19 protein-coding genes are annotated in these 16743 nt (G+C 72.1%); 5 read left to right on the top strand and 14 right to left on the bottom strand.

The features are described 5' to 3' along the window. Both QM782_RS19455 and QM782_RS19450 read left to right on the top strand, forming a co-directional pair. Complete coding sequence (locus QM782_RS19455) at nt 1–972, top strand: homoserine kinase (protein ID WP_415204533.1); 972 nt, start codon at nt 1–3, stop codon at nt 970–972. Between the two features lie 76 nt (nt 973–1048). Then, nucleotides 1049–1822 (top strand): BPSS1780 family membrane protein, encoded by a 774-nt coding sequence (locus tag QM782_RS19450; protein ID WP_415204532.1) that lies wholly within the window; start codon nt 1049–1051, stop codon nt 1820–1822. Nucleotides 1823–1895: 73 nt separating this feature from the next. Here the strand turns inward: QM782_RS19450 and QM782_RS19445 are convergent, their stop codons facing one another. The 10 genes from QM782_RS19445 to QM782_RS19400 form a co-directional block, all read right to left on the bottom strand. Continuing rightward, nucleotides 1896–2483: a flavin reductase family protein gene (locus QM782_RS19445; RefSeq protein ID WP_415204531.1), complete on the bottom strand. Its 588-nt coding sequence runs from the start codon at nt 2481–2483 to the stop codon at nt 1896–1898. A 47-nt stretch (nt 2484–2530) separates the two neighbouring features. Continuing rightward, nucleotides 2531–3325, bottom strand: a complete 795-nt coding sequence (locus QM782_RS19440; protein ID WP_415205691.1) for an ABC transporter ATP-binding protein — start codon at nt 3323–3325, stop codon at nt 2531–2533. Nucleotides 3326–3399: 74 nt separating this feature from the next. Then, nucleotides 3400–4086, bottom strand: coding sequence for a molybdate ABC transporter permease subunit (modB, locus tag QM782_RS19435; protein WP_415204530.1), 687 nt, complete (start codon nt 4084–4086; stop codon nt 3400–3402). Nucleotides 4087–4439: 353 nt separating this feature from the next. Next, nucleotides 4440–4787 (bottom strand): winged helix-turn-helix domain-containing protein, encoded by a 348-nt coding sequence (locus QM782_RS19430; protein WP_415204529.1) that lies wholly within the window; start codon nt 4785–4787, stop codon nt 4440–4442. Between the two features lie 42 nt (nt 4788–4829). Further along, the gene (locus tag QM782_RS19425) at nt 4830–5174 is read right to left on the bottom strand and encodes a hypothetical protein (RefSeq protein WP_415204528.1); all 345 of its coding nucleotides are present in this window, start codon (nt 5172–5174) and stop codon (nt 4830–4832) included. A 376-nt stretch (nt 5175–5550) separates the two neighbouring features. Then, the gene (locus tag QM782_RS19420) at nt 5551–7935 is read right to left on the bottom strand and encodes a UvrD-helicase domain-containing protein (protein WP_415204527.1); all 2385 of its coding nucleotides are present in this window, start codon (nt 7933–7935) and stop codon (nt 5551–5553) included. A gap of 55 nt (nt 7936–7990) precedes the next feature. Continuing rightward, nucleotides 7991–8533, bottom strand: a complete 543-nt coding sequence (gene flhC, locus QM782_RS19415; protein WP_415204526.1) for a flagellar transcriptional regulator FlhC — start codon at nt 8531–8533, stop codon at nt 7991–7993. A 29-nt stretch (nt 8534–8562) separates the two neighbouring features. Further along, on the bottom strand, nt 8563–8892 hold the full coding sequence (gene flhD / locus QM782_RS19410; protein ID WP_415205690.1) for a flagellar transcriptional regulator FlhD: 330 nt from the start codon (nt 8890–8892) through the stop codon (nt 8563–8565). Nucleotides 8893–9107: 215 nt separating this feature from the next. Further along, nucleotides 9108–9698 (bottom strand): DUF2242 domain-containing protein, encoded by a 591-nt coding sequence (locus QM782_RS19405; protein WP_415204525.1) that lies wholly within the window; start codon nt 9696–9698, stop codon nt 9108–9110. Nucleotides 9699–9794: 96 nt separating this feature from the next. Then, nucleotides 9795–10523, bottom strand: a complete 729-nt coding sequence (locus tag QM782_RS19400; protein WP_415204524.1) for a hypothetical protein — start codon at nt 10521–10523, stop codon at nt 9795–9797. Between the two features lie 128 nt (nt 10524–10651). On the opposite strand from QM782_RS19400, the gene QM782_RS19395 reads away from it, so the two are divergent. The 3 genes from QM782_RS19395 (at nt 10652) to QM782_RS19385 (ending at nt 13195) form a co-directional block, all read left to right on the top strand. After that, nucleotides 10652–10891, top strand: a complete 240-nt coding sequence (locus QM782_RS19395) for a hypothetical protein (protein WP_415204523.1) — start codon at nt 10652–10654, stop codon at nt 10889–10891. Nucleotides 10892–10896: 5 nt separating this feature from the next. Then, a complete protein-coding gene (locus tag QM782_RS19390) occupies nt 10897–12708 on the top strand; it encodes a M14 family metallopeptidase (protein ID WP_415204522.1) in 1812 nt (603 codons plus the stop codon). An 82-nt stretch (nt 12709–12790) separates the two neighbouring features. Beyond that, a complete protein-coding gene (locus tag QM782_RS19385; protein ID WP_415204521.1) occupies nt 12791–13195 on the top strand; it encodes a hypothetical protein in 405 nt (134 codons plus the stop codon). Here the strand turns inward: QM782_RS19385 and QM782_RS19380 are convergent, their stop codons facing one another. From QM782_RS19380 to QM782_RS19365, 4 genes are read right to left on the bottom strand one after another with little or no spacing between them, the layout of a single operon-like run. Continuing rightward, the gene (locus QM782_RS19380) at nt 13196–13867 is read right to left on the bottom strand and encodes a hypothetical protein (RefSeq protein WP_415204520.1); all 672 of its coding nucleotides are present in this window, start codon (nt 13865–13867) and stop codon (nt 13196–13198) included. Then, the gene (gene zapE / locus QM782_RS19375) at nt 13864–14973 is read right to left on the bottom strand and encodes a cell division protein ZapE (RefSeq protein ID WP_415204519.1); all 1110 of its coding nucleotides are present in this window, start codon (nt 14971–14973) and stop codon (nt 13864–13866) included. The genes QM782_RS19380 and zapE overlap by 4 nt, the downstream gene beginning before the upstream one ends. 11 nt (nt 14974–14984) lie before the next feature. Next, nucleotides 14985–16412, bottom strand: coding sequence for a dihydrolipoyl dehydrogenase (gene lpdA, locus QM782_RS19370; protein ID WP_415204518.1), 1428 nt, complete (start codon nt 16410–16412; stop codon nt 14985–14987). A 12-nt stretch (nt 16413–16424) separates the two neighbouring features. Further along, nucleotides 16425–16742, bottom strand: a complete 318-nt coding sequence (locus tag QM782_RS19365) for a hypothetical protein (RefSeq protein ID WP_415204517.1) — start codon at nt 16740–16742, stop codon at nt 16425–16427. Nucleotide 16743: the final 1 nt, after the last annotated feature.

Raw genomic sequence — 16743 nt, 5'->3', positions numbered from 1 at the left:
GTGGCTGTCTTCACCGAGGTCTCCGACGACGATGCCCAGGCCCTGCTGAACACCCTGGGGCTGGGCCGGTTGCGCGCGCTGCGCGGCATCCAGGGCGGCATCGAGAACACCAACTACTTCGTCGACAGCGACAGCGGCCGCCACGTGCTGACGCTGTTCGAGCGGCTGACGTTCGAGCAGCTGCCCTTCTACCTGTACCTGATGCAGCACCTGGCGCACCACGGCATCCCGGTGCCCGATCCGGCGCCGGACGCCGACGGCCGCATCCTGCATGCCGTCCGCGGCAAGCCGGCCGCGCTGGTGAACCGGCTCGAAGGCCGCAGCGAGCTGGCGCCGCAGCCGGTGCACTGCGCCGCCGTCGGCGCCATGCTGGCCCGCATGCACCTGGCCGGACGCGACTACGCCCGCCACCAGCCCAACCTGCGCGGCCTGCCCTGGTGGAACGAGACCGCGCCGGTGGTCCTGCCCTTCCTCGACCCCGACCAGGCAGCGCTGCTGCAGAGCGAGCTGGCCTACCAGAACCACGTGGCCGCCTCCTCCGCCTATGCCGCGCTGCCGCGCGGGCCGGTGCACGCCGACCTGTTCCGCGACAACGTGATGTTCACCGGCCTGGACGAGGGCCGGCCCGTGCTGAGCGGTTTCTTCGACTTCTATTTCGCCGGCATCGACACTTGGCTATTCGACGTCGCCGTCTGCCTGAACGACTGGTGCATCGATCTGCCCAGCGGCCTGGCGGACGCGCCGCGCAGCGCCGCCTTCCTCGACGCCTACCAGGCCGAGCGGCCGCTGGCCGCGGCCGAGCGCCAGCTGCTGCCGGCCATGCTGCGCGCCGGCGCGCTGCGCTTCTGGATCTCGCGGCTGTGGGACTACCACCTGCCGCGCCAAGCCGCGCTGCTGACGCCGCACGACCCCAGCCACTTCGAACGCGTGCTGCGTGCGCGCGCCACGCGCTTCGACACGGTGGCCGCATGAACCGGCGCCCGCACCCGTCGCCGGCCCAGCAGAGGGCCGCCTCCACCACGCCTTCGAGCCACCGGGCGGCACGGCCATGAACCTGAACATCGTCCCGGCCCGCACCGGCGTGCAGTGGGTGCGCGAGGGCATCCGCACCTTCTTCCGCCAGCCACTGGCGCTGATCGGCCTGTTCTTCATGTACATGGCGGCGATGCTGATCATCTCGCAGCTACCGGTGGTCGGCATGCTGCTGGCCGGCGTGCTGGTGCCGGCCAGCACGCTGGGCCTGATGGCGGCCACGCGCGAGGCGGCGCAGGGCCGCATCCCGCTGCCCTCGGTGCTGGCCAGCGCGTTCCGGGCCGGCCAGCAGCGGCTGCAGGCCATGCTGGTGCTGGGCGTGGTCTACACGGCGCTGTCCCTGGCGGCCTCGCTGCTGGTGTCCGCGCTGCTGCCCGAGGCACCGGCCACGCCGGCCGCGGCGGATGCGGTGCAGCAGCATCTCGGCGGCGCCGCGCTGCTGACGCTGCTGCTGCACCTGCCGCTGTTCCTGATGTTCTGGCACGCGCCCGCGCTGGTGCACTGGCACGGCGTGACGCCGGCCAAGAGCCTGTTCTTCAGCTTTGTGGCCTGCCTGCGCAACGCGCGCGCCTTCCTGGTCTACGGGCTGGTCTGGACCGGCCTGATCATGGCCGCCGGGATGGTGATCGCGCTGTTCGCCTCGCTCGCAGGCAGCGCGCAGACGGCGAGCATGGTCATGATGCCGTTCGCCTTCGTGATGGCGGCGATGATGTCGACCTCGGTCTACTTCACGTTCCGCGACTGCTTCGTCGCCGGCGACGCACCGGCCGCGCCGCCGGCACTGCCGTAGGTCCGCCAGCCGGCGCGCCGCGCACTGGCCGCAGCCGCAGCCGCAGCCGCAGCCGCAGCCGCAAGCCCGATCCTCAACCGGCGGGCGCCCCGCCGGCATCCTGGGCCTCGCCGATGGCATAGAAGTGCCCGCCGGCGACGTAGTGCAGGCTGCGCCAGGCCGGGTCGGCCGTCTCGAAATGCCAGTGGCCGTCACGGAACACCCGGGCATCGGCCCAGGCGCCGACGATCTCGGCGATGAACAGGTCGTAGCGTTCCTGGTTGTGCGGCTCGGGCACCACGCAGCAGGCGAGCCAGGCCGAGCACCCTGCCACGAAGGGCAGGTCATGGCCGTCGAGGCCGAACAGCTCGACGCCGCAGCGCGCGAGCTTGTCCGGCTGTTCGGCCAGGCTGCGGTGCCCCACCTGGTAGGTGAGGTCGAGCTGGGCCACGGTCGGCACCTGGACCACCAGTTGCCCGCTGCGCTCCACCAGTTCCCGGGTCCTGGCGGCCTTGTCCAGCACCACGGTCAGCTTGGGCGGCGCGTAGTCCAGCGCGCAGGCCCAGGCCGCGGCCATGACGTTGTCGACGCCGCCGTGGCGGGCGGAGACCAGGACGGTGGGACCGTGGTTGATCAGGCGGAACGCCTTTTCCAGCGCCACGGGCGCGATGTGTGGGTTCATGACGGAGTCTACGGGCCCGCAGGGGGCATCCGGCCGCGGGCAAGCCATCATGCCTCGTCCGCCGCCCGGCCCAGCAGCATGCGCTGCAGGCGCCGATGCAGCGGCGGCACCGGCACCGGGCGCACGCCCGTCAGCGCCTGCTGGGCCAGCGCCGCCTGCGTGCCTGCCCGCAGGTCCACGCGGCGCACGATCCGGCCGTCCTCGTAGACGAATGCCACCTCGGCCAGCGCCAGCACGTCCTCCACGTCGTGGGTGATCATCAGCGCCGGAATGCCGGCACGCCGGCAGATGCTGCGCAGCTCGGCCCGCAGCTCGGCCCGCAGCTGCGGGTTCAGCGCCGCGAACGGCTCGTCCAGCAGCAGCAGTTCGGGTTCGCTGGCCAGCGCGCGGGCCAGCGCCACGCGCTGGCGCTGGCCGCCGGAGAGCGTGCCCGGCCGGCTGCCGGCCAGCGCGGCGAGGCCGAAGCCGTCCAGCAGGCCGTCGATGCGCACCTGCTGCGCCTGCGTCAACCGGCGGCGGCGCCAGGAGGTCAGGCCGAACGCCAGGTTCTCGCGCACCGTCAGGTGCGGAAACAGCGCGTAATCCTGGAACAGGTAGCCGATGCGCCGGGCGGCCGGCGGCAGGTCGATGCCGGCGGCCCGGTCGAACAGCGCGCGCCCGCCGATGCGCACGTGGCCGGCCTGCGGCCGGAGCAGGCCGGCGATGGCCTGCAGCGTCAGCGACTTGCCGGCGCCCGAGGGCCCGTACAGCGCGGTGAACGCGGCTTCGGTCGCGAACGCCGCGTGCAGTTCGAAGCGGCGATGCGCGTCGCCCACCGACAGGTGCACGTCGACGTCGATCAGCGGCGCGCCGCCCACTGGACGACCTTCGCCGTGGCGAGCTGCGGTGCGAGCCTCTTCGGGCGGCCGGGCGAGGCTCATGGGCGCCGCGCCAGCAGGCGGTTGGACAGCACCAGCACCGTGATCGACAGCACCGAGGTGATCAGCACCAGCAGCAGCGCCAGATCGTCCTGGCCGGCCTGGCTGGCGTCGTAGATGGCCATGGACAGGGTCTGCGTCTGTCCCGGGATCGACCCGGCCACCATCAGCGAGGCGCCGAATTCGCCCATCGCGCGCGCATAGGCCAGCAGCGTGCCGGCCAGGATGCCGGGCCAGGCCAGCGGCAGCGTCACGCGCAGGAACACCGACCACGGCGATTGCCGCAGCGTGGCCGCGGCGGCTTCCAGCGACCGGTCGACCCCCTCGAAGGCCGCGCTGGCCGAGCGGATGACCAGCGGCAGCGCCACCACGGCCGAGGCCACCACCGCGCCGTGCCAGCTGAAGATGATGGAGTAGTCGAAGTGCGCGCGCAGCCAGGCCCCCAGCGGGCTGCGGCGCCCGGCCAGCACCAGGATGCCGTAGCCGACCACCGTCGGCGGCAGCACCATCGGCAGCATGCACGCCGCCTCCAGCCACTGCCGGCCCGGAAAGCGGCAACGGCCGAACAGCCAGCCGAGCGCGATGCCCAGCAGCAGCGCGACCGCCGTGGCCCAGGCCGCCACCTTCAGCGAAAGCGCCAGCGGGAACCAGTCCATGCCGGCCAGGAGTGCACGCGTCGTGTCCATGGAGATACAGCGCGATTCTGGCACGCGCCGCCATCCCGCGCCCCGCCGGGGGCGTGAGCGGCTCGTTCACTCCATCTCTAGTTCTCCACGGCGCTGGCACGCTGCCTGCGTCGCACGGAACAGGGCTGCAAACAGCGGTTCGAACGGCCGCGGAGCAGACCATGCCAGCGGGCGCCGCGGGCCGGCTTGGCCGGACCGCAGGCGTGCCTTGCAGGACCGCGACTGCGCCCGAGGAGCAGCCTCGTCGGGTCGTCCAGGCCTGCGCAGGCAGGCCTGGAGCCGCGGCCCTCCGCCCCCGGGAGGGCGTTGGCGCAGCGCGCAGCGCACAGACCGGGGTACTTCATTTCAACCGGTCAGGGTGCCAGCAGCCGGGTCAGGGCGGCGATGTCGGTGGCGGCGGCCAGGCGCGCCGTGTTCTCGATCGCCCGGTAGCGGGTGACCAGTTCGCGGCCCACGTCGGTCAGCGCCGTGCCGCCGCCGTGCGCGCCGCCTGCGGCCGTGTTGACCGCGGGCTGTGCCAGCGCGCGGTTGGTCTCGTCGATCAGTACCCAGGCGCGCCGGTACGACATGCCCAACTGCCGCGCCGCGGCCGAGATCGAGCCGGTTTGCGCCACCGCTTCCAGCAGGGCTACCTTGCCGGGACCGATGGCGATCACGTCGTCGCGGTAGATCCGCAGGCGGAACAGCACTCTGGATTTCATGGGCCGCGATTGTGCCGGCGGCCGCGGCGCAGGGCCCGCCGCTCAGCGTCGCGCGCCGAGGCGGCCGACCAGCCAGCCCAGCGCCAGCGCGGCCGCCACGGCCTTCAGCGGGCGAGCGGCGACGTAGCCGCGCGCGCAGGCCAGCAGTTGCTCCGGCGTGTCGCGGACCCGGCCGAGCCGCCGGTCCACCTGCCCGGCGGCGGCGGCCACGCCGCCGGCCAGGCGGTCCACCGCCTGGTGCGCCGAAGCGGACGCGCGGTGGACCGCGCCGTGCGCCGGTGCGCTGACGCGGTCGATGGTGGAATGCAGCGATTCGCCGACCTGGTGCACGCCCCGCTGCACCGGGCCGTCGGCCGCGGAAAAGGTGGAAGTCGATCCGTTGTGCACGACATGCTCCTTTCGTCCCTGTGTCGCCGCGGGGCGTCGGGCCCCGGGAACGGCAAGCCTAGGGCACGGCCGGCGGCCCGGCTGTGGGACGCCATGGATACGGCTGTAGGACAAGGTGCAGTGCCGGGTGGAGTGGAGCCCGGCCGGCACCACGTGCGCCGCCGCCGTGAACGCATCGGTCGCGCCCGCGGCGGGATGCGCCGGGCCACGGGCGCAGGCCGCCGCCCTGGCCGATGCCAGGGCACGGACGGCAACGCCCCCATGCGGCCTGGCGTGCCCCGGCGCGAAGGGCGAGGCCCCGGGCACGGCGATGGCGCCACACGCGCAGGCGCAGCGGCGACCTCGCCGGAAGTGCGGGGAATTCGCTCCCGGCGTCTCAGGGCACCGGCGTCAGCTTGGCCACCGACAGCGCCAGCCACTTGACGCCGTGGCGGGGAAAGTCGATCTGCGCGCGCGCATCGTCGCCCTGGCCTTCCAGCAGCTTGACCGTGCCTTCGCCGAACTTGTTGTGGAACACCTTCATGCCGGCCCGCAGCCCGTGCGCCGGCGCCTGCTTGCGCGCCGGCAGCGGCGCCGCGGCGCCCGGGAAGTTGCCGGCCTCCACGCCGAAGCGGCCGCCGGCCTGCGGCAGGCCGCCGCGCAGGCCGAAGCCCGCCTGGCGCGGCGTGATCCACTTCAGCGCGCCCTCCGGCAGTTCCTCGAAGAAGCGGCTGCGCGGGTTGTAGCGGGTCTGCCCGTGCAGCAGCCGGGTCTGCGAAAAGCTCAGGTACAGCCGGTCGCGGGCGCGCGTGATGGCCACGTACATCAGCCGGCGCTCCTCCTCCAGGCCGTCGCGCTCGGTCATGCTGTTCTCGTGCGGGAACAGGCCCTCCTCCATGCCGCCGATGAACACGCAATCGAACTCCAGGCCCTTGGCCGAGTGCACGGTCATCAGCTGCACGGCGTCCTGGCCGGCCTGGGCCTGGTTGTCGCCAGCCTCCAGCGCGGCATGGGTCAGGAAGGCCGCCAGCGGCGACAGCGTCTCGCCCGTCTCCGGCGCGACGTCCGGCAGCGGCGCATCGACCACCGGCTGCGACGGGTCCAGCCCCTGGCTGGCCGGCGACTGGCGCAGCGCGCCGGCCTGCTCGTCCAGCGGCAGCGCCACGGCGTCGCGGCCGAAGCCCTCCTGCGTCACGAAGCTCTCGGCCGCGTTGACCAGCTCCTCCAGGTTCTGGATGCGGTCCTCGCCTTCGCGGTCGGCCTTGTAGTGCTCGACCAGGCCGCTGCCGTCGAGCATCTGCTCGATGATCTCGCGCAGCGTGAGGCCGGTGGTCTGCTCGCGCAGCACGTCGATGCGCGCGACGAAGGCGCCGAGGTTGGCGCCGGCCTTGCCGCCGAGGCTGCTGACGGCGTCGTGCAGCGAGCAGCCGAGCTGGCGCGCGGCGTCCTGCAACTGTTCGACGCTGCGCGCGCCGATGCCGCGCGGCGGGAAGTTCACGACGCGCAGGAAGCTGGTGTCGTCGTGCGGGTTCTCCAGCAGCCGCAGGTAGGCCAGCGCATGCTTGATCTCGGCGCGCTCGAAGAAGCGCAGCCCGCCGTACACGCGGTACGGCATGCCGGCGTTGAACAGCGCGGTCTCGATCACGCGGCTCTGCGCGTTGCTGCGGTAGAGCACCGCGATCTCCCTGCGCGCCACGCCCCCGGCCACCAGCTGGCGGATCTCGTCCACCATCCACTGCGCCTCGGCGAAGTCGCTGGCCTGCTCGACCACGCGCACCGGCTCGCCGGGCCCCTGGTCGGTGCGCAGGTTCTTGCCCAGACGGCGGCTGTTGTGCTCGATCAACGCGTTGGCGGCGTCCAGGATGTTGCCGTGGCTGCGGTAGTTCTGCTCCAGCTTGATCTGCCGGCGCACGTCGAACTCGCGCACGAAGTCGGCCATATTGCCCACGCGCGCGCCGCGGAAGGCGTAGATGCTTTGGTCGTCGTCGCCCACGGCCAGCACGCTGCCGGCATGCAGGTCGGGCCGGTCCCGGTCGACCTCGCCCTTGCCGGCCAGCAGCTTGATCCAGGCGTACTGCAGCGTGTTGGTGTCCTGGAACTCGTCGATCAGGATGTGGCGGAAGCGCCGCTGGTAGTGCTCGCGCACCGGGTCGTTGTCGCGCAACAGCTCGTAGCTGCGCAGCAGCAGCTCGGCGAAGTCGACCACGCCCTCGCGCTGGCACTGCTCCTCGTACAGGCGGTACAGCTCGATCTTCCGGCGCGTGTCCTCGTCGCGGCCGTTCAGGTGGTGCGGGCGCAGGCCCTCCTCCTTGTTGCCCGAGATGTACCACTGCATCTGCTTGGGCGGAAAGCGCTCGTCGTCCACGTTCAGTTGCTTGAGCAGGCGCTTGATCGCCGACAGCTGGTCCTGCGTGTCCAGGATCTGGAAGCCCTGCGGCAGGTTGGCCAGCTTGTGGTGCGCGCGCAGGAAGCGGTTGCACAGGCCGTGGAAGGTGCCGATCCACATGCCGCGCACGTTGACCGGCAGCAGCGCCGCCAGCCGCGTCATCATCTCCTTGGCGGCCTTGTTCGTGAAGGTCACGGCCAGCACGCCGCCCGGCGAGACCTGGCCGGTGGCCAGCAGCCAGGCGATGCGCGTGGTCAGCACGCGCGTCTTGCCGGAGCCGGCGCCGGCCAGGATCAGCGCGTGCTCGTTGGGCAGGGTGACGGCAGCCAGCTGCTCGGGGTTGAGCTGGCGCAGCAGCGGCGAGGCGTCGCCGCCGGCGGGAACTTGCGAGAACATCCGGGGATTGTAGGAAGGCGCCCCCGGGGCCGGCCGCCGGCCCGCGCGGCGGACTTCACTGCAGCGTCAGCGAGCGCGCGCCCTTGCACTTGCCGGCGCGCGCCGGCGGGCGGCACAGGCCGCAGACGTAGCGGCGCGGATCCTCGTACGGCTCGGTCACGAACTTGCCGCCGCAGCGGCTGCACCCGGTCATGGCCAGCATGCCGGCGTCGACGAACCTGACCAGGCGCCAGGCCCGCGTGAACGACAGCAGCGGGTCGATATCGGCCGCGCCCACCTGCTCCAGGTACAGCCGGTAGGCCTTGGCCAGGCAGTCGACCGGGTCGATCTCCATGCCCTTGGACAGGTACTCGTGGACGTTCAGGAACAGCGAGGCGTGGATGTTCTCCTGCCAGGACAGGAACCAGTCCATGGAGAACGGCAGCTGGCCCCGGGACGGCGACCTGCCCGCCACCTCCTTGTACAGGCGCAGCAGCCGCTCGTAGGACAGGTCGGTCTCGGCCTCCAGCAGTTGCATGCGGGCGCCCATGCGGATCAGCATCGCGGCGCGCTCGATCTGGCGCGAGTGGTCCAGGACACTCTTGGCGGCGGCGGCCATGGGGCGTGCTCCGGATGTGGTGGCGGGGATCAGACGACTTCGGCGACGCGGCCGGCCATCAGGATGCCGGCGTGCAGCCTGCCGGCGGCCGCGCTGCCGGCCTTGTGCTCGGCGTCGCGGTGGGCCAGCAGTTGCCAGACCCGGTCGTCCTCCACGCGGAAGCGGCACAGCAGCAGGCTGCTGGAGGCCAGCCGGAGGAGCTGCGTCGCCGACAGCGCACCCAGCAGGTCGGCGGCCCGCTCGCTCAGGCCGAGCCGGAACAAGGCCTCGGCCTTGTCCTGGCGGATCAGGCTCTGCGCCAGCATCAGATAGGTGAGGTTGGCTTCGCGGATCTCGGCGGCGATTTGTTCGGTGTCCATGTTCATGGCGGCAACTCCTGTGCGCATGCCCCGCGCGGGTCGCGCATCGCACTGCGCGCCGCGTCGTGAAGCATGGAAAAGGATTGTGATGGCCGCCCTTTTCACCGGCGAGTCGGGGATCGGATGGACGCCGTGTCCCCGCGCCGGGCCGGCCGCGTCGGAAATCGGCTGACAGCGCCGCTGCACGCCGGCGTACCGGCCCGCCGCGGCCGGGCTCAGGCCGCCGGCTTGTCCGGGTGCGGCGGACGGCCGCCACCCCTGTCCTGGCGGTCCTGCTCGTCGTCGTCGAGCAGGAAGCGGTTGATCAGCAGGAACAGGCGGTCGTAGAAATCTTCCGACGAGATGGTCTCGCTGCCCACCCGCACCAGCGAATCGTCGCTGGCCGCGAACGGCAGCGACAGCGAGCCGACCGCGCCCACGCCCACGCTGGCCGCCGTGGCGCTCTTCTTCAGCGCGAAGCGGTCCTGCTGCGCCGTCACGAAGCCCAGCGTGGTCTTGCCGCTGTTCGTCTCCGGCGCGCAGACCACGCGGATCTCCATCTGCACGTGGGTGTCCACGCTGGGCTGGAAGTTCTTGCGGCCGTCCACCAGGTCCTTGGTGGCGGTGTTGATCAGGTAGCCCTGGCTCAGCAGCGCACGCCGCGCGGCCTCGCAGGTCTGCTCGGGCGTGGCGTCGAACACGCGCGAGAACGTGGAACTCGAATCGAACTGCTCCTGCGGCGGCAGCGGCTGGCGCGGCAACTGGCAACCGGCCAGCGCCAAGGCCAGGGCACAGGACGGGAGAAAGCGGGGGATCTTGAAAGGCATACGCGATGGAATGCAAAAGTGTAGGCCAGCGGCACGGCCCGCCGGTTCGCCCGTACGCGATGCCGGGGATCGCCAGGAGTTCCCGCGCGCGCCCGGTCAGCCCGCCCGCAGCGGCAACTGCACGTCCTCGTCCAGCCCGGCACAGGGCGTGGCGCGGGCCAGCGCCATCCACACGTGGAACGGCAGCGCCGCGCGCTCGCGCCGCGGCGCCGGGCGCTGCAACGCCAGGCCGCCGTCCTCGGCCAGCGCCAGCACGCCGCATTCGGGCGGCACGTCGTCGGCATCGCCGATGGCGCGTCCGCGCGCGTCGCGGCCCAGCACGTACCAGCATTGCCCGCCCAGGTCCAGGTAGGCGGCCCGCTTGGCCGGCTGGCGCAGGTCGGCCAGCAGGTCGGCGCGGCTGACCTTGATCTCGTGCACGACCGGCTCGACGTAGTGCGCCACCGAGGTGTTGCGGATCGAGAACACGTCCGGGCAGGCCAGGCACCAGCGCGGCGCCGCCGCGTCCGAGCCGGGCAGCAGCGCGCGCAGCATCAGCCCGCGCCAGGCGATGCGGCCGGCGCGCCCCATGTCGCGCGCCACGCGCTCGACCAGTTGCTCGTGCGCCGAGCGCGCGCGCTGCTGCCGCTGCACGTTCTGCGCCGCGGCCTGGACGCCGGCGTCGGTCAGCCGCACGGTTTCGCGGCCGTCGCCGGGCACGCGCTCCAGCAGGCCCAGGGCCAGCAGTTCGAGCTCCACCGCGTCCTGCCAGGGCCAGCCGGCCGAACGGTAGACCTCGCGCAGGCGCCGCGCGTGCGGGCGGGAAAGCGGTGTGGCGGGTGGCATGCGGGCGGTGCGGCAGGCGATGCGGAAGGCGCTGGCGGAGCGCCGATTGTGCCGCCGCCCCCGCCTGCCGGCGCGCGCCGGCGGCAGTGCATACTGTGCGCCTCACGCAAGGACGGACGGAGCACCGCATGCCCCATACCCATGACGATTCGGCGGGATCGCAGCTGGCGCTGCTGGCTGCCGTGAAGCTGCTGCTGGCCCCGCACCGCGGCGACCTCGACGCCATCCGCGGCCTGCGTCACGAGCTGGACCTGACGCGCGACCTGCTGGCCTCGCTGCCGGGCACCGAGCGCAAACTGCTGTCCTTCGAAGTCACCGCCGAAGCCCTGATGTCCGTGCTGGCGCCGCCCAGCCAGAGCCAGTATTGATGCCCATGAAGCACTGCCGACCCCTTGCGCGCGCGCTGGCGCCGCTCCTGCTGACGCTGCTGGCCGCGTGCGGCAGCACCCCGCTGCCGCCGTGGCCCGACCGGGCGGCGGACGGTGCCGCGCTCCGGAGCACGGCGCCGCCCGTGGTCGACCTGGGCACGGCCGCGCCGCCGGCCGGCGCGGCGTCGGCCCCGGCGGAGGCGGGCATCGTCGTGCTGCCCGTTCCGGCCTCGCCGGAAGCTGCCGCCGAACCACCAGCCCCGGCCATGCCCTACGGGCCGGAGGTGGCGGCCCGCTTCCCCGATCCCACCACCGTCTACCGGACGCCGGGCCTGGCGCCCGGGCGCGACAGCTTCAGCAGCGCGCAGGAAATCTCCGGCTGGCTGCACGATGCCGCCGCCAGCGCCGGCAGCCAGACGCGCACCGGCGTGCTGCCGCTGGGCACCTCGCAGGGCGGCGTGCCGCTGGAAGCCCTGGTGCTGACGCGCGCCGGCGGCACCGACCCGGCCGCGCTGGCCGCCAGCGGCCGGCCCACGGTACTGCTGGTCGGCCAGCAGCACGGCGACGAGCCGGCGCCGGCCGAGGCCCTGCTGGTGGTCGCGCGCGAACTCGCACGCGGCCGGCTGTCGCCGCTGCTGGACCGCATCAACGTGCTGCTGGTGCCGCGCGCCAACCCCGACGGCGCCGCCGACGGCAAGCGCGTGACGGCGGGCGGCATCGACATGAACCGCGACCACCTGCTGCTGCGCACCCCCGAGGCGCGCGCGCTGGCCCGGCTGCAGCGCGACTACCAGCCCACCGTGACCGTGGACGCGCACGAGTACACCGTGGTCGGCCGCTTCCTCGAGAAATACGGCGCGATCCAGAAGTTCGACGCGCTGCTGCAATACGCCACCACGGGCAACCTGTCCGAGTTCATGCCGAAGGCCTCCGAGGAATGGTTCCGCCGCCCGCTGGTGGCGGCCCTGAACCGCGAGGGCCTGAGCAGCGAGTGGTACTACACCACCTCCAGCGATCCGGCCGACCTGCGCATCTCCATGGGCGGCACGCAGCCGGACACCGGGCGCAACGTCTACGGCCTGCGCAACTCGATCAGCCTGCTGGTCGAGACGCGCGGGGTCGGCATCGGCCGGCTGCACATCCAGCGCCGGGTGCACACCCAGGTCACCGCCATCGCCAGCGTGCTGCAGAGCACCGCGCAGCGCGCCGACAACCTGCTCAAGGTGCGCTCGTACATGGACCGCGAGGCCGCCGGCCACGCCTGCCGCGGCGACATGGCCACGCTCACCGGCCAGACGCCGCAGCGCCGCACGCTGGTGATGCTGGACCCGGCCACCGGCGCGGACCGCCCCATCGACGTGGACTGGAATTCGGCGCTGGAACTGCGCACGCTCCAGTCGCGCGCCCGCCCCTGCGGCTACTGGCTGGCGGCCTCGGCCACGCAGGCGGTCGAGCGGCTGCAGCAGCTGGGCGTGCAGGTGATGCGCGTGGCCGAGCCGGGCGCCGTGCTCGGCGAGAGCTACCGCGAGACCGCGCGCGCGAGCGGCGCGCGCAGCGACGTGCGCGGCAGCATCGCCGATGCCGCGCCGGTGGTGCGGGTCGAGGTCGCGCTGATGCGCGGCGTGCTGGACACGCCGATGGGCAGCTACTACGTCCCGCTGTCCCAGCCGCTGGCCAACCTGATCGTGGCGGCGCTGGAGCCGGACACGCAGAACAGCTTCTTCGCCAACGGCCTGGTGGAAGGGCTGCAGAGCCAGGGCCGCGTGGTCGGCGATCCCACGATGCGGCTGGAACCGCTGCCCGCGGCGGCCTTCTAGTCCTACAGCCGGCCGCCACCGCGGCCGACAGCGCCGGCGCGGCCGCACCGCTGCAATGCAGGGAAGACCCTGGAGGCTTCCCATGCAACCCTTCTCGCTGCAACCCGGCATGCAGACGCTGTCCGGTGTGTTCTATCCCACCGGCTACGTCTTCGCGATGTTTCCCACCGAGGCCGACGCGCGCCGCGTCGGCGAGCGGATCGAACGGGACCGCCTGTCCAGAGAGCCGGTGATGCTGCTGCCGCCGCAGCAGATCCTGGAGCAGGTGGTGCGCACCGTCGGCAGCTCGGACATTCCGCTGCCGTCCACCGGCACCGAGGCGGCCACCGTGCGCCAGTACGCGACACTGGCCGGCCAGGGGCACTGGGCGTTGATGGTGCACGCGCCCGATGCCGGGGAGACCGAGGCCGTCATGCAGGTGGTGCGGCAGGCCCCGTTCTCGTTCGCCGAGAAGTACCGCCGGCTCGTGATCGAAGACCTGGCGTGATCAGGGCTGCGGCGGCAATGGCGCCGCCTTGCTGGGATTGGCGGCATTGCGCTCCTGCACGCGCTGCCTGCGTTCTTCGGCCGCGCGCACGCGGTCCTGGTGGCGGCGGGCGTCATCGGCGGCTTGCGCCGCCCGCTCGCTGCGCCGCGCGGCGTCCTCGGCGTGCTGCTCCTGCTTGCGCTGCATGCGCTGCTGGTGCTGCTCGACCTGGGCCGCGTCGGGCGTGCGCACGGGCTTGTCGTCGCGCGGCAGCTTGCCACCGGCCGGGCGCGGAGCCTGCCTGGTTTCGTGCCCGGACGCGGCGCCGTCCGGCGCGGGCACGCCCTGCTGCTCGCGCGCCTTCTCGTCCAGCTTCTCCAGCCGCTCCGCCCCCCGGCGCTGGCGTTCGCTGTCGTTCAGCAAGATCTCCTGGCGCCGCAGCGCGCCCAGCGCCTCGCGCTGCCACGCCAGGTTGCGCGCCAGGCAGTCGTTGACCGCGAACCGCTGGTAGCAGGCGCGCTCTTCGGCCTGGAAGCGTTGATCGATGCGTACCCGTTCGGCGGCGATGCGCGCGCGCTCGGCCGCCATCTGCTCCGGTCCGGTGGGCGTCGTGCCTTGCGCCCAGCTGGCCATGGCCAGCCCCAGCCATCCACCGGCCACCGCCCAGGCGCGCACGCTGCGTCCGCTGCTCACGTGAGCCCCGTGTCGACGGTGCGCCGTTCCAACGCCAGGAATTCGACCGATTGCATTTCGGTCAAGCGTGACACGGTACGCGGAAACTCGTGGGCCAGGGGGCCTTCGGTATACAGCTGCTCGGGCGGCGCCTCGGCCGAGATGATCAGCTTGACGCGCCGGTCGTACAGCACGTCCACCAGCCAGGTGAAGCGCCGCGCCTCCGACGCCATGCGCACCGGCATGACCGGCACGTCCGACAGCAGCACGGTGTGGAACTGGGTGGCCAGCTCCAGATAGTCGTTCTGCGAGCGCGGGCCGCCGCACAGCGTGCGGAAGTCGAACCAGACCACGCCGCCGGCCTTGCGCCGAGCGCGGATCTCGCGCGCTTCGATGTGCAGCACCGGATCCTCGTCGGCCGTCTCGGCCAGCCGGTCGAAGGCCTCGTTCATCTCCGCGTCGGCCTGCGCGCCCAGCGGCGTGTGGTAGAGCTTGACCTGCTCCATCGTGCGGCGGCGGTAGTCGGTGCCGTTGTCCACGTTGACGACTTCCATGCGCTCGTTCAGCAGCGCGATGGCCGGCAGGATGCGGTCGCGGTGCAGGCCGTCCGGGTACAGGCCGTCCGGTTCGAAGTTCGACGTGGTCACGAAGCCCACGTGGTTGTCGAACAGCGCCTGCAGCAGCCGGTGCAGGATCATCGCGTCGGTGATGTCGGCGACGTGGAACTCGTCGAAGCAGATCAGCTTGTGGCGCTTGGCGATGCGCCGGCCCAGCTCGTCCAGCGGGTTCACCGTGCCCTGCAGCTCGGCGAGTTGGCGGTGCACCTCGCGCATGAACTCGTGGAAGTGCAGCCGCGTCTTGCGGCGGATCGGCACGGCGTTGAAGAAGCAGTCCATCAGGAAGCTCTTGCCGCGCCCGACGCCGCCGTACATGTAGACGCCCTTGGGGACGGCCGGGTGGTTGATCAGCTTCTTCAGCGCGTTGGAGCGCTGGATCTTGTAGTGCGCCCACTCGGCCGCGCAGCGGTCCAGCGCGGCCACCGCGCGCAGCTGCGCGGGGTCGCTCTGGAAACCGCGGGCCCGGAGCTCCGCGTCATAGGCCGCGCGAACCGGCCCCGCCTGCGTCATCCGGCGACCGGTCAGAAGTTCAGCGTGCGCTTGTCGACGGCCAGCGCGGCTTCCTTGACGGCTTCGGACAGCGTCGGGTGCGCGTGGCAGATGCGCGCGATGTCCTCGCTGCTGGCCTTGAACTCCATGGCCACCACGGCCTCGGAGATCAGCTCGCTGGCCATCGGGCCGACGATGTGCACGCCCAGGATCTCGTCGGTCGCGGCGTCGGCCAGGAACTTGACCATGCCGGTCGTGTCGCCCAGCGCGCGCGCCCGGCCGTTGGCCAGGAACGGGAAGGTGCCGGCCCGGTAGGCCACGCCCTGCTGCTTGAGCTGCTGCTCGGTGCGGCCGACCCAGGCGATCTCCGGCGTGGTGTAGATCACCCACGGGATGGTGTCGAAGTTCACGTGTCCGTGCTGGCCGGCGATGCGCTCGGCCACGGCCACGCCCTCCTCCTCGGACTTGTGCGCCAGCATCGGGCCGCGCACCACGTCGCCCACCGCCCAGACGTTGGGCAGGTTGGTGCGGCACTCGCCGTCCACCGCGATGAAGCCGCGCTCGTCGAGCTGCAGGCCCACGGCCTCCACGTTCAGCCCGGTGGTGTTGGGCACGCGGCCGATGGAGACGATCAGGCGGTCCACCTCCAGCGTCTTGGCCGCGCCCTGGGCGTCGGTGTAGGCGATGCTCACCTGCTTCTTGCCCACCTGCACCTCGCCGACCTGCACGCCGAGCTGGATGTTCAGGCCCAGCTTGTCGAAGGACTTCCTCGCCTCCTTGGCGATCTGCTCGTCGGCCGCGCCCAGGAACGTGGGCAGGCCTTCGAGGATCGTGACCTCCGCGCCCAGGCGGCGCCAGACCGAGCCCATCTCCAGGCCGATCACGCCGGCGCCGATCACGCCCAGCTTCTTGGGCACGGCCGGGATGCGCAGCGCACCGTCGTTGGACAGGACCTTGTCCTCGTCGAACGGCACGCCGGGCAGCGCACGCGCGTTGGAGCCGGTGGCGACGATGACGTGCTTGCCGACCAGCGTCTCGGGCTTGTCGCCGTCGACCTGGATCTCGTAGCCACCGTCCACGGCCCGGGCGAAGGCGCCGCGGCCGTGGAAGAAGCTGACCTTGTTCTTCTTGAACAGGTACAGGATGCCGTCGTTGTTCTGCTTCACGACGGCGTCCTTGCGGCCGATCATCTTCGCCAGGTCCAGGTCCACGCCCTTGACCTCCACGCCGTGGTCGGCCAGGTGGTGGCGGGCCATCTCGTAGTGCTCGGAAGACTGCAGCAGCGCCTTGGACGGGATGCAGCCCACGTTGGTGCAGGTGCCGCCCGGCGCCGGGCCGCCCTTGCCGTTCTTCCATGCGTCGATGCAGGCGGTATTGAAGCCCAGCTGGGCTGCGCGAATGGCGGCGACATAGCCGCCGGGGCCACCACCAATGACGATGACGTCGAATTGTTTACTCACGAAATTCTCCAGTTAGCTTGCGCCCGAACGCTGACCCAGCCACGTACTCACCGCCACGAAGGCCATGAGCAGGTAGACGACCGAGAACCATTGCATCGGCACTCCGAGAATGCGGTGCTCGGCCCGGTCGCCCATCAGCCGCCCGAACAGGCCGCGGCGGTTCAGGTGGCGACCCAGAAGCCAGTTCAGGACCGCCGCCAGTGCCGCCCCGCACCCGAACGCCAGAGTCGGGTCCAGCAGCGGAATCCAGGCCACCGCGCCCCAGCTGCCAAGAAACACGAACACGGTCAGGAAGCCGGACCCTTCAAAGGGCGGGGCGGAGGGCGTCACG

It is taken from the genome of Pseudorhodoferax sp., from assembly GCF_047601025.1.
In the GTDB taxonomy this organism is placed as follows: domain Bacteria; phylum Pseudomonadota; class Gammaproteobacteria; order Burkholderiales; family Burkholderiaceae_C; genus Pseudorhodoferax.
The sequence above is the reverse complement of the archived record's forward strand: the minus strand, read 5'-3'. Positions and strand labels throughout refer to the sequence as shown.